Origin of the sequence: Bacillus tuaregi, from assembly GCF_900104575.1 — a bacterium.
Taxonomy (GTDB): domain Bacteria; phylum Bacillota; class Bacilli; order Bacillales; family Cytobacillaceae; genus Bacillus_BD; species Bacillus_BD tuaregi.
The window spans coordinates 554,249-576,735 of sequence record NZ_LT629731.1; the positions used below are offsets into that span (position 1 = coordinate 554,249).

Annotated in this window: 19 protein-coding genes; 18 read left to right on the forward strand and 1 reads right to left on the reverse strand. The window is 41.4% G+C overall.

The annotated features are described in order from the left end of the window. Window positions 1-139: 139 nt before the first annotated feature. The 16 genes from BQ5321_RS05005 to BQ5321_RS05085 all read left to right on the forward strand — a co-directional run bounded on the left by BQ5321_RS05005 (window position 140) and on the right by BQ5321_RS05085 (window position 18,897). Window positions 140-1,243, forward strand: a complete 1,104-nt coding sequence (locus BQ5321_RS05005; RefSeq protein WP_071393477.1) for a hypothetical protein — start codon at window positions 140-142, stop codon at window positions 1,241-1,243. A 348-nt stretch (window positions 1,244-1,591) separates the two neighbouring features. Continuing rightward, window positions 1,592-2,650 carry an acyltransferase family protein gene (locus BQ5321_RS05010; protein ID WP_159433402.1) on the forward strand — a complete coding sequence of 353 codons (1,059 nt, stop codon included), beginning with the start codon at window positions 1,592-1,594 and terminating at the stop codon, window positions 2,648-2,650. A 114-nt stretch (window positions 2,651-2,764) separates the two neighbouring features. Beyond that, the gene (locus tag BQ5321_RS05015; protein ID WP_071393479.1) at window positions 2,765-4,105 is read left to right on the forward strand and encodes a PspC-like choline-binding domain-containing protein; all 1,341 of its coding nucleotides are present in this window, start codon (window positions 2,765-2,767) and stop codon (window positions 4,103-4,105) included. Between the two features lie 325 nt (window positions 4,106-4,430). After that, a complete protein-coding gene (locus tag BQ5321_RS05025; protein ID WP_071393481.1) occupies window positions 4,431-5,546 on the forward strand; it encodes a PspC-like choline-binding domain-containing protein in 1,116 nt (371 codons plus the stop codon). A 512-nt stretch (window positions 5,547-6,058) separates the two neighbouring features. Further along, window positions 6,059-7,006 carry a glycosyltransferase family 2 protein gene (locus BQ5321_RS05030; RefSeq protein ID WP_084786649.1) on the forward strand — a complete coding sequence of 316 codons (948 nt, stop codon included), beginning with the start codon at window positions 6,059-6,061 and terminating at the stop codon, window positions 7,004-7,006. Window positions 7,007-7,046: 40 nt separating this feature from the next. Continuing rightward, complete coding sequence (locus tag BQ5321_RS05035; RefSeq protein ID WP_071393482.1) at window positions 7,047-8,096, forward strand: acyltransferase family protein; 1,050 nt, start codon at window positions 7,047-7,049, stop codon at window positions 8,094-8,096. A gap of 18 nt (window positions 8,097-8,114) precedes the next feature. Continuing rightward, the gene (locus BQ5321_RS05040; protein WP_071393483.1) at window positions 8,115-9,488 is read left to right on the forward strand and encodes a hypothetical protein; all 1,374 of its coding nucleotides are present in this window, start codon (window positions 8,115-8,117) and stop codon (window positions 9,486-9,488) included. Further along, on the forward strand, window positions 9,485-10,318 hold the full coding sequence (locus BQ5321_RS05045) for a glycosyltransferase (protein ID WP_071393484.1): 834 nt from the start codon (window positions 9,485-9,487) through the stop codon (window positions 10,316-10,318). Before BQ5321_RS05040 ends, BQ5321_RS05045 begins: the two co-directional genes overlap by 4 nt. A gap of 480 nt (window positions 10,319-10,798) precedes the next feature. Then, window positions 10,799-11,506, forward strand: coding sequence for a glycosyltransferase family 2 protein (locus BQ5321_RS05050; protein WP_071393485.1), 708 nt, complete (start codon window positions 10,799-10,801; stop codon window positions 11,504-11,506). 121 nt (window positions 11,507-11,627) lie between these two features. Next, entirely contained in the window at window positions 11,628-12,506 is an 879-nt protein-coding gene (gene rfbA / locus BQ5321_RS05055) for a glucose-1-phosphate thymidylyltransferase RfbA (protein ID WP_071393486.1), read from the forward strand. Between the two features lie 15 nt (window positions 12,507-12,521). Then, on the forward strand, window positions 12,522-13,082 hold the full coding sequence (rfbC, locus tag BQ5321_RS05060; protein ID WP_071393487.1) for a dTDP-4-dehydrorhamnose 3,5-epimerase: 561 nt from the start codon (window positions 12,522-12,524) through the stop codon (window positions 13,080-13,082). Between the two features lie 15 nt (window positions 13,083-13,097). Then, window positions 13,098-14,120, forward strand: a complete 1,023-nt coding sequence (gene rfbB / locus BQ5321_RS05065; RefSeq protein WP_071393488.1) for a dTDP-glucose 4,6-dehydratase — start codon at window positions 13,098-13,100, stop codon at window positions 14,118-14,120. Continuing rightward, entirely contained in the window at window positions 14,120-14,962 is an 843-nt protein-coding gene (gene rfbD, locus BQ5321_RS05070) for a dTDP-4-dehydrorhamnose reductase (RefSeq protein ID WP_071393489.1), read from the forward strand. Before rfbB ends, rfbD begins: the two co-directional genes overlap by 1 nt. 191 nt (window positions 14,963-15,153) lie before the next feature. Further along, complete coding sequence (locus BQ5321_RS05075) at window positions 15,154-15,891, forward strand: LicD family protein (RefSeq protein ID WP_071393490.1); 738 nt, start codon at window positions 15,154-15,156, stop codon at window positions 15,889-15,891. Between the two features lie 20 nt (window positions 15,892-15,911). Then, window positions 15,912-17,366: an oligosaccharide flippase family protein gene (locus BQ5321_RS05080; RefSeq protein WP_071393491.1), complete on the forward strand. Its 1,455-nt coding sequence runs from the start codon at window positions 15,912-15,914 to the stop codon at window positions 17,364-17,366. 466 nt (window positions 17,367-17,832) lie between these two features. Beyond that, the gene (locus BQ5321_RS05085; RefSeq protein WP_071393492.1) at window positions 17,833-18,897 is read left to right on the forward strand and encodes a glycosyltransferase family 4 protein; all 1,065 of its coding nucleotides are present in this window, start codon (window positions 17,833-17,835) and stop codon (window positions 18,895-18,897) included. A 106-nt stretch (window positions 18,898-19,003) separates the two neighbouring features. Here BQ5321_RS05085 and BQ5321_RS05090 read toward each other — a convergent pair whose 3' ends face one another. Further along, entirely contained in the window at window positions 19,004-19,639 is a 636-nt protein-coding gene (locus BQ5321_RS05090) for a YigZ family protein (RefSeq protein WP_071393493.1), read from the reverse strand. A 485-nt stretch (window positions 19,640-20,124) separates the two neighbouring features. Between BQ5321_RS05090 and BQ5321_RS05095 the strand changes: the two genes are divergently transcribed. Beyond that, window positions 20,125-21,294 carry a sensor histidine kinase gene (locus BQ5321_RS05095; protein ID WP_071393494.1) on the forward strand — a complete coding sequence of 390 codons (1,170 nt, stop codon included), beginning with the start codon at window positions 20,125-20,127 and terminating at the stop codon, window positions 21,292-21,294. A 120-nt stretch (window positions 21,295-21,414) separates the two neighbouring features. Beyond that, a complete protein-coding gene (locus BQ5321_RS05100; protein ID WP_071393495.1) occupies window positions 21,415-22,098 on the forward strand; it encodes a response regulator in 684 nt (227 codons plus the stop codon). The last annotated feature ends 389 nt before the right edge of the window (window positions 22,099-22,487 follow it).

Here is a 22,487-nt window from a genome sequence, read left to right on the forward strand (position 1 = left end):
ATCAAAAGGAAGAAAATGATTTAAATAGATGACTTTTTACTCATAATTCTCAAAAAATTCACACATCGAACCGATACTATTCTACTAAAATGGTAAAATATTCATAGGAAAGTAATATTATGTAAAAGGGGTGAGAAAAATGAAAAAAGCATCAGTTTCCTTATTGTTGATAGCCTTTCTATTGATTCCAAATCTTGCTTTTGCCCAGGAGAATGGCGAATCAGTGGAAAATCCAGACAATGGAGCAGCAGTAACGGATCAGACTGTACCTGAAGATGTGCCAGTTTTGGAGGAAAATGCTGTTACAGAAAATGGGGTACCAGAAGCAGTTACAGAAGAAGCCGTTATTCCTGAGGTGGAGACAGCACCGGAAGCAGGTGCTGTGGAGGAACCGGCTATTGAGAATGAGAATGATGTTTCTGTTGCAGCGGTGATACCTGGATGGTATCAAGACCATTATGGTTGGTATTATCTATTCGCAGACGGTTCTTATGCAGTCGGATGGTGGCCATCTGGAGTGAATTGGTATTACTTCGATGATTGGGGCTATATGATGACCGGTTGGGCAAACGATGGTGTGAATTGGTATTACTTTGATCCATACAGTGGAGCAATGGTAACCGGAGATGTATATATTGACGGTGCTTGGTATTATTTTGATGCCAACGGTGCATGGGTTCCATATACGGCTCCATCCTATACAGAGGGCTGGCTTCAGGATAGCTGGGGCTGGTACTATCAATTCTCCGATGGCACCTACGCAGTCGGCTGGTGGACAGATGGTTGGGATTGGTATTACTTTGATGATTGGGGCTATATGATGACTGGATGGGCAAACGACGGTGTGAATTGGTACTATTTTGACCCATACAGTGGTGCGATGCTAACTGGAGACGTATACATTGATGGATCCTGGTATTATTTTGACGCCAACGGGGCATGGGTTCCATATACAGCACCAACATATGTAGAAGGGTGGAACTATGATAGCTGGGGCTGGTACTATACTTTTAGTGACGGCTCGTATGCAGTCGGATGGTGGACGGATGGCTGGGATTGGTATTACTTTGATCAATGGGGCTATATGTCAACCGGGTGGATTTATGACGGAGGGTACTATTACTACCTTGATGCTAATGGAAGGTTAACAAGTACCTATTCTGCCTATGATTACTATTATATCTATGACTATGACTACTGGTACGATACTTACTACTACTACGTATGGTATCCTACTTTCTAATGGCAATGGTAAGTATAACTAGACCCCTTCATGAAAATGAAGGGGTCTTTAAGCGTGGATTAGAACGTGCTATCTTTCCAAAAAATGCGCAGAAAACTTTATCATATTAAAGCGCCGGGGGACAGTCCCCCGGCGCTTTAAAGCATTACCTCATTGGGGGACTGACCCCCAGTGCTTTAATGCGTTGGAGGATATCTATTTCCTGTGCTTTTTCTTGAATAAATAAACTATTTCTATGCTTGGAAGATTTGATTGTTTGTTTGGGTGTGGGAGAATATAATATGTTTGCCCTGTGTCATTTGGGTGGTGTCAAATGTTTCTATGAAACAGTGGATGGAAGGTAAACGTATGAATGATAGAGTTCAATGGATAGATGTTAGTAAAGGGATTGGTATTTTTCTTGTGATTATCGGACATACCATGATTCAGGGGGAACTGAGAGGGCAAATCTATGCTTTTCATATGCCGTTATTTTTCTTTATTTCGGGTTATTTATTTTCAAACCGTCGGTACCCACAGATCAAGCAGTTCGTCTTAGCGAAAGCAAGGACCATATTGATCCCGTATATTAGCTTTTCAATTATTTCTATAGTATTAATGAAGATCTTCCAAGGAGGGGTGATTGATTTTTCAAGCCTGATTAGGTCATTCCTATTATCAGAACGAAATGGAATCTACTTCAACCAGCCACTGTGGTTTTTAACGTCACTTTTTACAATTGAAGTTATTTTTTACCTGCTAATAAAATATATCAAGAAGCAGTTCTATATGATGCTGCTTGTCACAGCGATGTCGTGCTTTTCAGTATCTGTGCTGGATGCTGTAGCAGGCACAAAGATTCTGCCATGGAGCTTTGATCAATCCCTCTATTTTCTCTTTTATTTTGCGATGGGGTATAGGATGAAGCTTACTGCTTCCAGACGCGCAAACGGAACCATAAAAAAGTCTCCATTATTTATGGTTTCAGCAGTTTTGTACCTATTATTCCTAATGGATGGCAAAATCTACGCCAAAATCTTTCAAATCGCCATCGGTGAAACCTGGCACTTACACGATTATCTCTTTTTATATCTTAATAATATCGTCTGGGCAATGATAGCCATCCATTTTATTATTTATGTGTCGCAATTTTTGTCACTGAGTTTTTTACAATATCTTGGAAAAAACTCATTAATCCTACTAGCGCTGCACGTCAGCTTAGGGTTTAACATCATTAACCGTTTTGGTGCGAGCAGTCTTCAAGCGATTTTTCATCAGCCTAATCTGCTTGGACTTATCTATACCATTTTAACCATTATTCTGTTAATACCGGTGATTACGCTGATAAATAAATATTTCCCATGTATACTCGGCAGAAAAAAGGAAAGGAAAACTGACAAAACGTCCAATACCAAGAATAATGGATGAGCAATCCTAAAATAATATAAATTCTATTTTTCTATTAATTTTGACCCTTTTATTTGAAGTTTTATACTATACTGGTAAAATATTAATATAGTAAAAAATAAGGGGGTCAAAAGTATGAAAAAAGGCTCTTTTGCCTTACTGTTAACGACTCTTCTCATGATTCCTACTCTTTCTTTTGCTCAGGAGAACGGAAATGAATCTGAAGAACTAAACAGTACAAACGTAGTTGAGGAACAATTTTCACAAAATCTAGCGCTAAATGAGGCTGAATCAGCTACTGCTATTTTGCCAGAAGTAGCAGATCAAACAGAACAACAGGAAGCAACAGAACCACAGTCTACCCACTCTGAAGAGGCACCGGTAGACATAGCGGGTACAGACGTACAAGCAACGGATGAATCAGAAACGGTTCAATCTAATCAGGATGAAACCGTCCATGCCGCAGCGTTACATGATGACGTTTCCGCAGCAGGCTGGGTGGAAAGCTATGGAGAATGGTATTATTACGATGAATCTGGCTATCCATTATATGAGCAGTGGGTACAAAGTGGAAGCAATTGGTACTATGTCGATTATTCTGGAACGATGGTTGTCAACCAGGCCTATGAAATTGATGGGCAGGTTTATTTCTTTAATCATCTAGGGGTTATGCAGAAAAACGGCTGGGTATCTGATGGATATTACTGGTACTATGCGAATGCTGACGGAACGCTTGTTCAAGGCTGGCTTCCATATAACGGTCAGTGGTATTACTTTGGTACATATGACGAGTATTATGATGTATACACATATGCCATGGCAACAGGCTACCAGTATATTGATGGGTATGACTATTTCTTCGACCATAATGGTGTGATGGCTACAAACGGCTGGGTATCTGACGGGTATGATTGGTACTATGCGCAAGCTAACGGTACTCTTTACCTTGGCTGGCTATCAAGCGGTGGTCAGTGGTACTACTTTAATTATCATGACGGCTCAATGGCAACAGGCTATCAAAATATTGGCGGTTACGATTATTTCTTTTCCAATAGCGGTACAATGATTTCAAACGGCTGGTACTTTGACGGATATGATTGGTTTTTTATTAACAGTAACGGTACATTGCATACTGGCTGGCTCTCAAGCGGTAGTAAATGGTACCACTTCGATGAAGATTATGGCTACATGGAAACAGGCTGGACTAGAATTAAAGGAACAAACTTCTTCTTCGATAACAGCGGCGTTATGAAAACGAACGGCTGGAACACTGACGGATATGATTGGTATTATGCAACAGGAAACGGCGCACTGCATACCGGCTGGTTGCAAAATGGCGGCAAATGGTACTATTTTGACGAATACGGTTCCATGTTAACAGGTATTTACCGAATAGGCTTTGATTACCATTATTTTGACAGCAATGGTGTGCTACAGGATACGATCGAGAATTATTATTACTATTACTACTATTAATATGGAGTATGACCCCTTCAATGAAATGTGAAGGGGTTTTCTTATACGCAAAATCAAATATAGAAGTGAGTGGTAACACCCGTCGCATTAAAGCATTACCGCGCTGGGGGACTGTCCCCCAATGTGTTAAAGCATTACCGCATTGGGGGACAGACCCCCGCTGTGTTAAAGCATTACCGCACTGGGGGACTGTCCCCCAGTGCTTTAAAGCAGCAAACAATATTGTTCCGTTTTATCTATTTTTCTATTTATTTCGACTTGTGTTTAAACTTTTCTACTATATTGGTAAAATATTGTTATAGGATAAAACTAAGGGGGCAAAGGTATGAAAAAGGGCTTATTTGCTTTGTTGTTAACGTCTTTTCTCATGATTCCTACTATCGCTTTGGCTGGTGAGAATGGTCATGGTGCTGAAGAAGCAAACAGTACCAACACAGAAAATGATGTTTCTTCTGAAGGCTGGGTTGAAGTCGACGGAGGTTTCTATGTTTACTTATTAGAAAATGGTGAGACATTATTTGAGCAATGGCTGCAAATCGATGGGAATTGGTACTATATTGATTCTGATGGTTTTCGGGTGGACAACAAAGCCCTTGAAATTGAAGAGGGGAAAGCCTATTTCTTTAATCAAGAGGGCGTAATGCAGACCGATGGCTGGTTCACGGATGGGAAGTATTGGTACTACGCTAATGCTGACGGAACCCTTCACCAAGGCTGGCTTCTATATAATGGCCAATGGTATTACTTAGGAGGCTTTGACGAAAACGACTATCATAGTGGATATAGATTCGTCATGTCCATCGGTGCACATGCTGGTTACTTCTTTGACCACAACGGAGCAATGGTAACAACAAGTGGTTGGGCATATGATCATGGTAACTGGTATTATGTACAAGCTGACGGCAAACTATACCACGGCTGGCTTCTAAGCGGTGGGAAGTGGTATTACTTGGATGAGCAATTCAACATGGTAACAGGCAATCAATACATAGACGGCAATGATTACTTCTTTGACAATAGCGGTGCTATGATTTCAAACGGCTGGTACCATGATTTCGGTGGTTGGTATTATATGAACAGCAGCGGTGCGATCCATAAGGGCTGGCTCTTCAGCGATGGGATATGGTATCACGTAGATGAGTTTTCACGCTATATGGACACAGGCTGGAAGAAAATAAATGGTACGAATTACTTTTTTAACCTTAACGGTGTGATGAAGAATAATGGCTGGAATACTGACGGCACGCACTGGTATTATGCGACCGCGAGCGGTGCACTTCATACCGGCTGGCTGCAAATCGGCGGAAAATGGTATTATTTTGACGAAAACGGAATCATGGTCACAGGAAACTACCAGATTGGCCTTGATTACAATTCTTTCGATAGCAACGGGGTATGGCAGCAGACAATCAAGGACTATTATTACGAATACTTCTATTAATTTCTGGAATTAATGGAACGGTCTACAGGATGTCAGGCATCCACAATGTACTAGGATGATTTTTTTCGTAAAATCATCCTAGTACATTCATTGTGGCGCCTGACATCTTTGCTTTTAGAAAGCCCCAAGCACTATGCATAAATTCCCTCGAATTCGTTCATTGCTAAAGTGATGGAATCGGTTCATAATCCTACCAAAAACAACCATAATAAGAAGATACACCGTTAATAACAGCTATAAATGGAGGAATCTCAACCCTCTAAGCGCTTGCAGCAACGATTGACAAAAAGTGAACGGTAATATGTACAAAATGTATCTAAATGATGCTATAATTGAAAGCTGAAGTATCAAATAGAATATTTTGTCGATAAACATAGATTTGTTGTAGAAGGATATTCTTTCTAAAATAAAATAGATGGCGTAATCGGTAATGGGCATGAGCCGATAAGCAGGCGCCTCATTATTTTTCTTTGTCTAGCGCAAGCAAGCTGGCCGAAAATAGGTAGTACAGAATGGAAGGTGAGAATGCCTTCTCATTTAAGCGTGCCAGTCTTGAAAGATTTGAACATAGAGGGAACTTCCTCGAACGGGGAATCATCACGGTAGCAGGCTCTAGCTGTTCCGAGGATGCTTGTGCTTTTCTAACAATAGTTAATACGAAAGAGTGGGGAAATGTGGGCATTGCAAAGGTAGCGATAAGCATCGTAACATACAACAGTAAACATATCTTCAAAGTTCTTGATAATTTGAAAAGCGAGCTCGGCTACGATGATCGCTTTCGTATTATCATCTTTGATAATAACTCAAGCGAAGAATATAAACAGAAGCTGTCTGCATATCAGGATTTTGCGGAGATTAACTTTTATCATGAGAATAATGGTTTTGGATTCGGTCATAACTACAGTCTGCTTCAGGCACCTGAGAAATACCATCTTGTCTTTAACCCAGATATTTTGGTCACAAAGGAAAACCTTGAGGGCATGCTGGAGTACATGGAAAGTAACCCAGACATTTCACTCTTGGTGCCAAAGGTGTTAAATCCTGATGGAACAACACAATACTTAATCCGTGACCGCGTCTCGGTTTTTGACTATGCCCTTCGTTATATTCCTTTTCAATTCGTTAAAAAATTATTTGCAAAGCGTCTGGCATCCTATGAATGTCGAAACCTTTCTGATGAAGAGTATGCGAATATCCGCATTGGTTCAGGCTGCTTTATGTTTTTACGCGGGGATGATTTTAAAGAAGTAAACGGCTTTGATGACCGGTACTTTATGTATTTTGAGGACTATGATCTTTGTCTCGAATTTGGGAAACGTAATAAAAAAATAATCTATACTCCTTTCTCACATGTGATTCATTTCTATGAGAGAGGCGCCCATAAAAACTCCAAGCTGTTTAAAATTTTCCTCAAATCCATGTGGAAATATTTCAATAAATGGGGCTGGCGTCTTTTCTAGAATGCAATTGAATTATGATTGATGAGGAGTGAAATCGTCCGTGAAGCTTCAAGGGAGATACTTAGAGGAGTTCTTGTCAGGTCGAAAGAACAATTTAGACATCATTCGGTTTTTAGCAGCATCATTAGTTATTCTCTCACATGCTTATCCATTAACGATCGGGCATAACGCGACAGAGCCTTTTGGCTTGTTTACACATAGTCAGAGTACATTTGGCTCACTTGCTGTCGGCGTTTTTTTCATCATTAGTGGCTTTTTGATCACACAGAGCTTTGACCGCACAAAGGATTTGGTCCGTTTTAGTCAAGCACGTATTTTTCGGATTATCCCTGGGTTAATGGCAGTGGTCACCATAAGTGTTTTTATAGTCGGACCTATTTTCACAACGTTAAATCCCATTGAATATTTTACACATCCGCAAACCTATGATTATTTGCGGACCATCTTTATGTACCCAATTCAATATGATTTACCAGGAGTATTTGAAACCAATACGGCACCGATTTCCGTCAATGGTTCGTTATGGACCCTGTGGTATGAATTTCTCTTTTATGGAGTAGTCGGATTACTAGGTGCAGCCAAGCTGCTTAACAAGCGTATTGTCATCGTTAGCGTAGTGGCATCCACGATTCTTTTTCATTTTGGACAAGGTGGATATTATACCGATTTATTCCGCTACTTTGGAATGGGAATGCTTTTTTATTTATACAGAGCTCGAATAGTACAAAATGGCTGGGTGGCATTCTTCTCCTTTCTAGTGGTTGTCATGTCCGCCAAGCTAGGGCACTTTAATTACATCTTTCCAATTTTCGGAAGTTATTTTATTTTTTATATAGGATATGCATCAAGGATTACGCTGCAGCATTTCGGAAAATACGGAGATTTTTCTTATGGAATCTATATTTATGCATTCCCAATTCAACAAATGGTTGTGTATTTTTTCAATAATGAAATCACTCCGTTGCAAAATTTCATCATTTCCTATCCGATCACGATTCTCTTCGCAATAGCTTCATGGCATTTAGTGGAGAAAAAGGCAATGAAATTAAGAAATGTTGTGCTTGTAAAATCCAGCATGTCTGTTCAATAAGATTTCGGGGGACTACTTATGAATAAGTTTGAAAAAATATTGCTGACACTATTTTTTGTTGAGCTCTTTGTCGGCGGTGGGGGAAGGCTGATTGACTTTGGCTTTTTATCCATTCGCCAGGTGCTATTTATTTTGCTCATCATGACCTTTGTCGTCAGAATCATAAGGGAGAAGGCCATTCTCGATACGAGAGTGAATACATTTTTTCGCTTCAACCCACTTACCATTGTAATTTATCTCTTAATTGCCAGCTTCGCCTTTAGCGCGGCTATTGGATTTATTAACAATCATTCATTATCAGATATTGTGACAGACTTTTTGCGCGTGTCCTTCTTTGCTGCTTATTTTCCTTTGGCGTATTACATCACAGAGGAACGCTTTTCAAAGGACCGCGTCATTTCACTTTTAAAATACAGCGCAGTTGCTGTATCCATCTTTACCTTGGTGATTGCCATCTTAGGTAAAACCGTCTTTAGCGCAGATTTTGCTCCTTATTATTATTTCATTAACGGCTTTATGAATGATGACCTTTATTTCCGACCTAGTAACAGTGTCTTTTACAAGAGTCATATATTCGTTCTGATTGCCGTCATTATTTCGTTAAATGCGGTTCTTGATAAAAAGTTTACCAAGCTTGATGTCGTGACGCTTATTCTAGGCTCGATTTCGGTGCTTTGGTCTGAAACAAGAGGCTTCCTACTAGCCTTCATGATCAGTGTTATGACCATCGTTTTATTGGATGCGCGAATTATTACACAGCCGATTAAAGGCTTTGCGGAAAAAATCCGCACCATGTTTACCTCAAAGAAATTTTTACGAAAAATGATTATTTCTGCCTGTATCATGGTGGCTGTTCCATTCATGTTCCAATACATGACACTAGAGAGATTTGAAACCGAAACTCCACATAAAGAAGAAACGCAAAAGGAATCCGGGAAAAAGGGTACGAAATCAGAGAAGAAAAAACCTCAAACAGAAGTCAATGACATTAGTGTCAATACCCGTGTTGAGGATATTCTTGAAGGGAAGCGATTATTAAGCGACCCTGTTCATCTCATCATGGGCCTTGGCTATGGTACGGAAATCGGCGGCCGGGTAACCGGAATCGAAATGAGTATGCTAGACATTCTGATTGAGCAGGGCTTGATAGGGCTTGCTGTTTGGTTAGTGCTTTGTCTGCTTGTTTATTACAACTACCATGTCGTTCATAAACGAAAAAAGGAAATCTCCTCAATGGAGATATCACTGATGGCGGCATTTATGGGGATGCTCCTGTTAACCAATATCAACCCATTTATTAATAACCCGCTTGGGATTGGCTTCTTCCTCTTTATCCTGATTGTGTCACAGAATCGTAAGGAAAAAGAAGTAAACGGGGAATTAGCAGCATGAAGGTAACCGTTGTTGTCGTGTTTTATAAGCAGGCTGTTGAACAGTCGAAGACATTTTCTTCATTGAAAAAGGCTCTGCTGGACCGGAGGGATTCCTTAGAGGACCTTAACATCATTTTATATGATAACAGTCCAGAAAAGCAGGAATTTGCTGCGGAAAAGTATCCGGGTCAGATTGAATATGTGCATGATCACCGTAATCTGGGCATTGCGACAGCCTATAATTATGCCTGGCAAATGGCGCAGCAGAATGGCAGTGATTGGCTGCTGCTGTTCGATCATGATACAAAAGTAACAGAGGAATATATTGAGCAAATGCTGACAGACCATAGGGCTTCAGAAGAGGTTGTGGCAGTGGTTCCGAAAATCACGACAAATGGGATTATGGTCTCACCGGTCTACAGTCATTCACTGCGACCGTTACAGTCAGAAAGACCGCTTGAGGGTGACCAGGAAAAGCCGGTAATGGCGATTAACTCGGGTGCGATGCTGAAGGTGAGCTTCCTAAATGAAATCGGCGGCTTTAACAAGGAATTTCCGCTAGATTATTTAGATCACTGGCTCTTCCATGAGATTTATGCTCGTGGTAAAAAAATACGGCTCCTGCGGGTTACACTGGAGCATGAATTGTCTGTCATGGATTACAGCACGGTTTCGCTCAATCGCTATAAAAGCATCCTTGATTCGGAAATGAAGTTTTATCGTGAATATAAAACAGACTTACACAGCTCATACCGAAAGCAGCTGGTCAAGCGTTTGGCTAAGCAGCTCCTCGTGGTGAAAAATAAACGCATTGCTCTGTACACACTGAAGAGGCTCTTAGGGAAATAAACGAGCAGCAAAGCTCCTTTATCAAGGGGAGACCAATGGCTGCTCTGCATACATGTGGCAGGCATATGCAAAAATAAGGAATACAATCCGGGACACGTCATCCGGAAAATAGGAAAATCGAAGGTTATGGTCCATCAAGGCGCCATCGGCTCAAGGTACATGCCAATCGGCGGAGGCCTTGAGCCTTTTTCATTAAGTTTTGTCTGTTAAGAAGGCTCTGGAGAAAAGCGAACTTTTTTGTTAGCTGTATGACAGAATCAGGTTGATTTTCGTTCCAGGCACGAAGACTCCCGCGGGAGAAGCGAAACAGTCGAGACCCCGCAGACACGAAGTGGCGAGGAGGCTCGGCGGTCGCCCGCAGGAAAGCGAAGTGCCTGGAATGAAAATCATTCCGTTTACAGGATCAAATAGGTAAGAGGCTTCATTTTACAGCTAAACAACCCATAAGCCGGGCCTTCAATAAAAAGAGGGGAATCATTCATGAATATATCCGTTTGTCTGGCCACCTATAACGGGGCCGCATTTATTATTCGTCAACTCGATTCAGTCATCAAACAGCTGAAGGACACAGATGAAGTCATCGTTGTAGATGATTGCTCAACCGATGACACCGTTGATCTCATTAAGAATACATATGGTAATAGGGTGGAGGTCCATGTGAATCAGCACAACATGGGAGCCATTCGAAATTTTGAGAAGGCGATTCTGCTGTCACAGGGCGATGTCGTATTCCTTTGTGACCAGGATGATATTTGGGAGGACAACAAGGTGGAAAAGGTCATGAAGGCCTTTCAGGAACAGCAAGCTGACTTGGTTGTCCATGATGCAGTAGTGGTGGACGGGGACCTAGAGGTGTTATCTCCGTCGTGGAACGAGTATAACCACAACAATATCCATCAGGGGATGTTCGGTAATGTCCTCAAGAATGCCTACACAGGTGCGTTTATGGCCTTTAAAAAAGAACTCATTCCGAGGGTTACACCGTTTCCGCCGACCATCGAAATGCATGACCAATGGATTGCCCTTGTTTGCATGCTGAAAAAGAAAAACATCGTCTTTCTAGAAGACAAGCTGGTTAAATACGTCCGCCATGGCGGCAATGTCACAGGCATGAAGAAACGCAGCCTGTCACAGCAGTTGAAGGGAAGAATCGGAACACTTCGTTCGATTATTCGTTTGATGTTTTAACAAATCAACTACAAAATTAAGTTTGTACAATCCCAACTTCTTATCTATAATATGTTGGGGAAGATTTATGTATTGGCGTATCTATTAGAAAGAAATTACCAATAACCAGGAGTTGATTGAAATGAAAGGGATTATTTTAGCAGGTGGAAGCGGTACGCGGTTATATCCATTAACAAAGGTTGTATCAAAGCAGCTATTGCCTGTATATGATAAACCGATGATTTATTATCCATTATCCGTACTGATGCTTGCAGGCATTAAAGATATACTGATTATTTCCACACCGCAGGATATCGGCCGTTTTGAGCAAATATTAGGCGACGGCTCTGACTTAGGTGTGAGCTTTTCCTATAAAGTACAGCCTGAGCCAGGCGGCTTAGCACAGGCCTTCCTCATTGGCGAAGAGTTCATCGGCGACGATAACGTGGCTTTAGTGCTTGGCGATAATATTTTCTATGGTCATGGTCTGACAAACCTTCTTGAAAAAGCCGCCAGCCGTGATAAAGGGGCGACGGTATTCGGTTATTATGTTAACGATCCGGAGCGCTTCGGTGTGGTTGAATTTGATGATGAAGGCATGGCGGTTTCCATTGAAGAAAAGCCGGAACAGCCGAAATCAAACTATGCGGTGACAGGTCTTTACTTTTACGATAATCGTGTGATTGATATTGCGAAATCCATCGCGCCGTCTGCACGCGGAGAGCTTGAAATTACCGACGTTAATAAAAAATATCTGGAAATGGGCGAGCTCAATGTCGAGCTGTTAGGCCGCGGCTATGCTTGGCTTGATACAGGAACACATGAATCCTTGTTAGAGGCTTCACAGTTTATTGAGACGATTGAAAAAAGGCAGACATTAAAAATCGCCTGTCTAGAGGAAATTGCATATAAAATGGGCTATATAACAAAAGATAAACTAATTGAACTTGCCAAGCCGTTGGCGAAAAATCAATATGGACAATATTTGATGAAAATTGCGACGCAAGGCGTTAACCGATAAAGCGAGGTTTTTATAATGAACAAAATTGAAACGAAGCTGCCCGGTGTTTTTATTTTAGAACCAAAAGTATTTGGTGACCACCGTGGCTATTTTATGGAAAGCTATAATAAACAAATTTTCGAGGAATTAGGCTTACATTATGACTTTATTCAGGATAACCAGTCCCTTTCAGCACCGGTTGGTACTTTACGTGGCCTTCATTTTCAGCTGAACCCGAAGGCGCAGACGAAGGTAGTTCGCTGTATCACAGGAGCTATCTATGATGTAGCGGTTGACATCCGCAAGGGCTCCCCTACTTACGGACAATGGATTGGCGTGATTCTATCTGAGCATAACAAACGTCAGCTTGTCGTACCAAAGGGCTTTGCGCACGGCTTTTGTACGATTGTGCCGGATACAACGGTTGCTTACAAGGTGGACGAGTATTATTCTCCAGAGCATGACGGCGGCATTTTGTGGAATGACCCTGCACTTGGCATTGACTGGCCGACAGCCAACCCGATCCTATCGGATAAGGATACGAAGCATCCAACCTTAGCGGAAGCTACCCATTTAAATTTTGTTTACGAGAAATAGGAGGCTTAAATTTCTATGAAATTACTAGTAACAGGCGGCGCCGGCTTTATCGGCAGTAACTTTGTCCGCTATATGGTCAATAAATATCCGGAGTATACGATATATAACCTAGATCTTTTAACATACGCGGGAAACCTTGAGAATCTAAAGGATATCGAGAACGCTCCGAACTACAAGTTTGTCAAAGGCGATATCGCTGACCGCAGCTTTGTTCAGGACCTTTTTGAAAAAGAAAAATTTGATTACGTGTTGAATTTTGCCGCGGAATCTCACGTAGACCGCAGCATTACCAATCCGGAAATTTTCGTTCAGACGAATATTCAAGGAACGCTTGCCCTTTTAGATGCGGCAAAGGCGATTGGTGTGAAAAAATATCTTCAGGTTTCTACTGATGAGGTGTATGGCACATTAGGTGAAATAGGTTATTTTACAGAAGAAACACCATTAGCGCCTAACAGCCCGTACAGTGCAAGTAAAACAGGCGCAGACCTCTTAGTTCGTGCTTATAACGAAACATACGGTTTACCGGTGAATATTACACGCTGCTCAAATAACTATGGTCCGTACCATTTCCCTGAGAAGCTGATTCCATTAATGATTATCAATGCGCTTCATGACAAAGAGCTTCCTATCTATGGTGATGGCTTGAACGTTCGTGATTGGCTGCATGTGGAGGACCACTGCCAGGCGATTGATTTAGTGCTTCATAAGGGACGTGACGGCGAGGTATACAATGTCGGTGGTAACAACGAACGCACGAACATTGACATTGTGAAAACCATCTTAAAGCAGTTAGATAAGCCGGAATCCTTAATTAAATTTGTGAAAGACCGCCCAGGACATGACCGCCGCTATGCGATTGATGCGACAAAGCTTCGCACAGAGCTTGGCTGGGAGCCGAAATATACCTTTGAGACAGGCATTAAGCAAACGATTGAGTGGTACTTAAACAACCAAGATTGGTGGCAGAACATTATTTCCGGTGAATATCAGGAATATTTCAAGTCCCAATATGGTGACAGATTAGAGGTAGAATAATGATTGTTTTAGTAACAGGCGTGAATGGCCAGCTAGGTCATGATGTGGTGAAGGAGCTTGAGAAAAAAGGACACACGGCACATGGAGCAGACCGAAATGAGTTTGATCTGACAAGCGAGGCCGATGTCAAAGGCTATGTGCAGAAGCTGAAGCCTGATGCGATTATCCACTGTGCAGCCTATACAAACGTCGACCAGGCTGAGGCAGACCATGAGACAGCCTATAACGTCAATGCACTTGGCACGAAATATTTAGCACAGGCTGCCCAAGACGCAAAGGCGAAAATGGCGTATGTGAGTACCGATTACGTTTTTGACGGCAGCGGTACAGAGCCATACGAAGTCGATGAGCCAACGAAGCCGCTTGGCGTTTACGGTGAAACGAAGCTGGCCGGAGAGACCTTTTTAAAGGAAAGCCTTGAACAGTATTTCATTGTACGGACGGCGTGGGTATACGGCATTAATGGGAATAACTTTGTGAAAACGATGCTTCGCCTTGGCAAGGAGCGCGGTGAAGTCGGGGTTGTCGCAGACCAGGTCGGCTCGCCAACCTATACCGTCGATTTAGCGAAGCTGTTGGTGGAGATGGTGGAAACCGAAAAGTATGGTACCTACCATGCAACGAATAGCGGTATCTGCTCTTGGTATGAGTTTGCGGTCGAAATTTTCAAGCAGGCAGGCTTGGATGTCAAAACGAACCCACTGACAACGGAGGAGTTCCCACGTCCGGCAGCACGTCCGAAATATTCAGTCTTAAGTAAAAAGAGACTAGAGGAACAAGGATTCACGCCATTACGGGATTGGAAGGAAGCACTTTCAGCCTATATGGACGAATTGAATTAGAAGCTTAGCAATCATGAGGATGACTTATAAGAGTAGACAACGAGATACTGGTGACAGGCACCACCAAAAGACAAAACCCATCCAAGTGTCTTTTTACGGTGCCTGACACCAACACCCTCGTTGTCTGACACTTAGCTTGGTCAGCCTCTTTTTCATAAGTTGTTGTACAACATATAAGGAGGCATCTTTGCGTGACAGTCTATGAAAAAGTAAAATCGTATTTTCGAAGTAAAAAGGTATACCAGGCCTTACGGTCGAATCCCGTGTTATTGAAAATTAATCAGCATTACCGTGAATCGGCAGAGGCTGCCAAGCGTGATTCTGTGAAGAATTATGGCTATGAGGCACTGCTGCACGTAAAGGAGGTTTTTGCTGAGCTGAAGCTGGATTTTTGGCTTGATTATGGAACGCTGCTTGGCGCCGTCCGTGAAAAGGATTTTATCGGCCACGATGCAGACATTGATATCGGTACCTTTTTTACAAACGGAGAGGATGCGAAAGCAGTCGAAATGGCTTTTCTTGGCAAGGGCTTTACAAAGGCCAGAGAGTTTTGGTATGAGGGAAATATTGTTGAGGAAACCTATCTATATAAAGGCGTCAACCTTGATGTGTACTACTATGTCAAGGGAGAGGGCCGTATTTCCTGCTTTGCCTTAGAGGAAGGCGAGCAAACAATTTACAAAAAAGGTCCTGAAAAAACCTTGATTACCGGACTTGTCGTAAAAAAATTAACGTCTACGTTTAGCGGCATTACGATGATCGATTTTAAAGGAAATCCATTTCCGATACCGGAGAACTATGATCAATATTTACAAGAAAATTACGGTGAAACCTATATGATTCCGAATCCAAACTGGGATTGGACCAAAGTGGATAATGAAACACTTCCATTCGGGGATAACACGAGAGCATATTTGTTTCACGAATAGGGGATTAGAAGGAATTTTTTATGAAAAAATCATTGTTTAAAAATATGATTTACAAGGTTATACTGAATGCCTTTAACCTTATTCTACCCATTCTCGTCGGTCCGTATGTGAACCGCGTTCTGGGTGCCGAGTCAATCGGGAAGGTACAGTTTGTTGAGTCCATCTATGCTTACTTTTTAATTTTTGCAACCTTTGGCGTTTATCAATACGGCTTGCGTGAAATCAGCCGGATTAAGGATGATAAGCAGAAGGTTAGCCAGTTGTTTACGAGCTTGTTTACCATCAGCTTAGTGACGAGCCTTGGTGCGATGCTTTGCTATGCGGGCGTCAGTTATTTTGGCTATGGGGACGATAGTATTTTTCCCATCCTGATGATTTTCAGCTTTAATTTCATCGCGAACATTTTTATGGTCGAATGGGTTAATGAAGCGATGGAGAACTATGATTTCATTACGATTAAAACGGTAATTGTCCGGATTGTTTATGTGATTCTGATTTTCGCGATGGTCAATAACAGTGACAATTATTATGAATATGCGATGCTTTTGGTGCTCGCAACGGTGTTAAATAATCTGGTCAGCTTTATTTATATTAAGCGGAAAATAAAATTTGATTTCAGCAATATTACGATCGTCGAGCATTTAAAGCCATTGTTTGTCGTTGTCGTGTTTGCTAATGGGAATGTCCTGTTCACGCTTTTAGACCGCTTAATGCTTGGTCAATTTGCGACGAAAAGAGATGTATCCTATTACGTTATTCCCCAGCAAATCATGGGAATTATCAATACGTTAATGCTGAGCATTATCCAGGTAACCTTGCCGCGGCTTTCCTATATTTTGGGGTCCAATGATGAAAAAAGCTATCATATTCTCCTTAATAATATTTCAAAGGTCTATTTTGCCTTGTTATTTCCAGCCTCAGCAGGGATTTTTGTTCTCTCTGATGTGGCGGTTTTGATTTATGGTGGTCAGGACTTTATTGGGGCCTCCACCGCCTTAAGCTTGTTCGCTTTTTATATGATTGTCCTGGGCATCGATTTTATCCTTGCCAATCAGGTTATTTATGTGAAAAAGCGGGAAAATGTCTTGATCAAGCTTGTGTTCCTATCCGGCTTTATCAATGTGCTCTTTAAAGTTGGCTTGCTGTATACGGACAAGCTGACACCGGCGACGGCTGTTTTTACTACCGGACTGGCGACATTGATACTGATTCTGCTCGAATATTGGTATATCAAGCGCTATATTAAAATAGAGTACAAGCTGTTTGAATGGGCTAAAATGAAGTATCTAGTGTATTCGCTGCTGTTCATTCCAATCGCCTATTTGATTCGACAGTTTGTATCAGGCCCGATTCCGCTTTTCATTACAATCGGCATCACCTGCTCGGTCGTATACGGGTTGATTCTCCTTGTGACGAAGGATATCGTCGTGCAGATTGCCATGGAAAAAGTAAAGGGTCGATTTGGTAAGAAGTAAGAGGTATATGGCTGCCGGAAGACGATGGATTCTGACAGAGTGATACGGGGAAATGTCAAAGCTGTCAGAACGCGGAGTTGGTTCTGACAGCTTTGTTTGGTATTAGCGTTAGCTGTCAGAGTTAGGATCCCCCTTGATAAATTTTCCATTGTCTTTTAATGAAAAAATGGTACTATCGTGTAAGTTATTAGTGAAACTATTCTAGACAAACTTCGTCAATTATAGTGAAGACTCTAAAAAGTGACTTTATTGTATATAAGACTTAATATTCGGTCATATTGTAACGGAATTGTGACGAAATTAAGATTCTCAAGGTTATAGATTTATGATATAATCCATTTGGTATATTACTAGGATAGCTGATCTTACCAATAAAAATAAAAAAAGATACTTGGTTTGTGTTAACTGTATTTGCCTGTATTCTATTGTGATGGAGTGGGCAATATACAATTAAGGGAGGATACTCATGATTTACTTGACGATGTTGCTGTGTTTTATCATTTCGGTCCTAATCACTCCTGTCGTGATAAAGTTAGCGTTTAAAATTGGTGCAACGGATAAACCGAATCAACGTAAGGTTCACCAGAAAATTATGCCTCGCCTTGGAGGTTTAGCGATATACATCAGTTTTGTATTCGGGGTATGGTTCTATCAGCCGCAATCGCCATTTACGATGGCCATTATGGTTGGAGCAACAATTATTATTATCACTGGTATCCTTGATGATATGTATGAAATTTCAGCTAAACTGAAGTTAGTGGGTCAGCTTGCCGCAGCGGGCGTTGTCGTAGCATGGGGCGGAGTACAGGTTGAGTTCATTAATCTTCCTTTCAGTGATGGTACCTTGCATTTTGGTTTTCTAAGTGTTCCAATCACGATCCTATGGATTGTCGGCATTACCAATGCCATTAATTTAATAGACGGACTAGACGGACTTGCAGCAGGTGTTTCTTCGATTGCGTTAATTACGATTTCTGGAATGGCGATCCTGTTCGGTAACCCATTTGTTGTGGTTATTGCCTCAATTGTGCTAGCAAGTACACTAGGATTTCTTGTTTTCAATTTCCACCCGGCAAAAATTTTCATGGGTGATACCGGAGCCTTGTTCTTAGGCTTCATGATTTCGGTCTTATCATTACTAGGATTTAAAACATCAGCTTTTATTTCCTTCATTATACCGATTATTATTTTAGGGGTTCCGATTTCCGATACATTCTTTGCGATTCTTCGCCGGATTGTGAATAAAAAGCCAATCATGGCACCGGATAAATCGCATTTACACCATTGTTTATTGGGACTTGGCTTTACACATAGACAAACCGTCCTATTAATTTATGCAATGGCAGCCTTTTTCGGATTAGTTGCGGTAATCCTATCACAAGCAAAGCTACTAGGCTCATTTGCTTTAATCATTACGCTATTAATCATTATCGAAGTGATAGCTGAAAAAATAGGATTGCTTGGTAAAAACTATCGACCATTATTAAAATTCATTCGCGGGATTCGATACCCAACGGTAAAGAACCGGTAATAGAGCATATAAAAAGGTGAGAGACTTCAAAAAGTTTCTCACCTTTTTTTGATGGGGTGACAGGCACCTTCCAAAAAATTGGTTGGTGCCTGTCACCCCATCAAATTTATATATCCTTTTCCATGTAAAGCACTTCGCCGGAACTGATTTCTCCTTGTCCATTCGTTAGCTCGATCATCCAATCGGTGAAGTTCTGGACACCAGCTTCTTCGACATAGGCTTCGATTTCAACGGCATCTAGATAGTGAATCTCTTTAATCTCGTAAATAGAGGAGCGCAATTCATTTTCGATTTTGCCAAGCCAGGTATAGTCAATTTTTGTCGACACCACCCTCATCAGCTTGCGTTCCACCACACCGGCAGCGTCGATGCCCTCAGAGGTTGCCTTTCCATAGGCGCGAATCAATCCGCCTGCGCCGAGCTTAATGCCGCCGAAATAGCGGGTAATCACGACGCAGGTGTCCTTTAGATGCTTCTTTTTTAACACCTCTAAAATAGGAACACCTGCTGTTCCGCTTGGTTCACCGTCGTCGTTGGCCTTTTGAATTTGGTCGTGCTCGCCAATCAGATAGGCTGAGCAGTTATGAGTGGCATTCCAATGCTCCTTCTTGATTCTTTGAATAAACTCCTGGGCCGCCTCCTCTGATTCAGCTCTCGTCACATGTGCAATGAAACGGGATTTTTGGATGACGATTTCATGCTCGCCATGACCTTCTTTTACCGTATAATACTGAGGTAACATAGTACCGCACCTTTCCTCTCTAATATGTTTCTTCTATAGCTTTTTCTTAGACAATATGTTACAGAATGATTTCAACTCCTACCTGATGCTTTCCGTAGCTCTTTTAAAAAAATAGAATAAAAACAGGCTTTTTGTCTGATAAAGTAATACTTCTATTATAAATCGACAAGCTTCTTAACATCAATTTACAAAAGTATTGTAAACAAACTTTAACATCGGTGTCTTATTTGCATGGTATAATAGGTATAATCAAGGGGGACTACAATCATAGTACCTCCTGAGAAAAAAATTTTAAAATATTACTAGTATTTTATAACGAACGGCTGGGATTTAGTGTAAAATAAAGTTATATGCCATACATGTTAGGATAATCGTATATAACAATCTACAAAAATACTTTGTAGAGAACAAGCTAATCCCATCATATACCTTTAACGGATAATAAACACCGTGTGAAAGGTTCTAGTGTCCTCTGGGGGAATACGATGAACATAAAGAAATTTGATACAAAAGCACTTGATGAAATTCTGGAAAAAATGATGGATACTGTCGGAAACAGTAAAAATGAAATCTTTGAAATTGGACAATCATGTCAAAATGACTTCAAAACGCTTACAGAAGAACTAAAGGAAATAAAACTGGCCGTCCGCAGCATGATAGAAGAGGGCGACAAGCTGGAGGCGATGGCGAGGCTGTCGAGAAGGCGGCTTTCAGAAGTCAGCAAGCATTTTAACCTATATTCTGAGGAAGAAGTCCGGGAGGTGTACGAGAAAGCCCACCGGATCCAAACCGATCTCACGATGAACAGGCAGATGGAAAAACAGCTGCGTGCGCGCCGTGATGATCTAGAACGCAGACTGTCAGGGCTGGCGGAAACGATTCAGCGGGCCGATCATCTTGTTTCGCAAATTACTGTGGTGTTGAACTATTTATCAAGTGATTTAAAGCAAATTGGTGAAGTATTAGAGGATGCCAAGCAAAAGCAGGATTTTGGACTGCAAATTATTGAAGCACAAGAGGAAGAACGCAAACGATTATCCAGGGAAATTCATGATGGACCTGCCCAAATGATGGCAAATGTAATGATGCGTTCGGATCTGATTGAAAAAATATACCGTGAACGGGGAATGGAAGAAGCCATCCTAGAGATGAGAAATCTTAAAGGGATGGTTCGAGATGCTCTTTATGAGGTGCGTCATATTATTTATGACTTGCGCCCAATGGCACTTGATGACTTAGGATTAGTTCCAACCTTAAACAAATATTTAAAAACAATTGAAGAATATTTCAATAGTGCACACATTACTTTTCAATGTTTGGGAGAAGCAAGAAGACTGCCGGCCAATTACGAGGTCGCACTTTTCCGTTTGGTGCAGGAAGCTGTGCAAAACGCGATGAAGCATGCAGAGGCCAGTGAAGTCATGGTAAAGCTTGAATTCCAACGAGACTATCTGACTGTTATTGTTCGAGATAATGGAAAAGGCTTTGATATGGAGAAGAAAAAGCCAAATTCCTTTGGATTAATAGGTATGAAAGAAAGAGTTGAGCTCTTAGAAGGGGAGCTTTCATTTGATTCCAAAGTAGGCAAAGGAACCATGGTGATCATCCAAATCCCGATCACAGTGGAAACCGTCCTAAAGGAGTATACACTATAACAGGCTGAAAAAAGGGATGACTCGAAAGAGCTTTGCATATGAACAGGACAAGTGAAAGAATAGAGGGCTCAGCTGAATTTGATAGAGTTTGAGCTGGATGTTTTAGGGAGGCGGAGTAATTTGACAACCAAAATTGTGATTATTGACGATCATCAGTTATTTAGAGAAGGCGTAAAAAGGATTCTCGAGTTTGAAAAAACATTTCAAGTCGTAGCGGAAGGCAACGATGGCTGCGAGGCGCTTCAGCTTGTAGAGGAATACAATCCGGATGTTGTGCTGATGGATATTAATATGCCGGAAACGAACGGAATTGAAGCGACGCGTCAGCTAGTCGAGAAGTATCCAGATTCTAAGGTTATCATACTTTCCATTCATGATGATGAGAACTATGTCACACATGCGCTAAAAACAGGTGCATGCGGATATCTTTTAAAAGAAATGGATGCCGATGCTTTAATTGAAGCCGTCAAGGTAGTAGCGGCAGGCGGATCGTACTTACATCCTAAGGTTACCCATAATCTAGTGAATGAATTCAGACGTCTTGCTGCAGAGGAAGAAGGCGGGAATCATTATGTACTGCAAATGGAAGTACGCAGACCGCTTCATCTTCTCACACGCCGTGAATGTGAAGTCCTTCAGCTGTTAGCAGATGGAAAAAGTAACCGCGGTATCGGCGACGCCTTATATATCAGTGAAAAAACCGTGAAAAACCACGTAAGTAACATCCTGCAAAAAATGAACGTCAACGACCGTACACAAGCGGTAGTAGAAGCGATTAAAAAAGGCTGGGTGGAAGTCAGATAAGGTACTCTCTTTTGAGAGTACCTTTTTTTTGTGTGGCTCAGCTGATGGTAACAAGGGTTATGTCGGTGGGAAACCGTTCTCATGTTGTGACCTGTTACAACGCAAAGGGATTGCTGAATTAGTGTTATTGTTACAGATTGTAGCTAGTTCTATTTTTACCGTGTAATCTATTGAAAAACTATTGTTTTTTACAGAAAATGTAAAAGTGCGGATTTATATTAGAAAAGCGCGGATAAACAGCGAAAATCCGCGGATATGATGGCGGAAAGCGTGGATATCACCCCGGATACCGCGGATATGTTGACAGGAGTTAAATGGAACACTGCTTTTTTATCGAAAAATATCCGTTTATAAAGGAAATAAAGTAATAAATAAGTCCTTTGCACCTA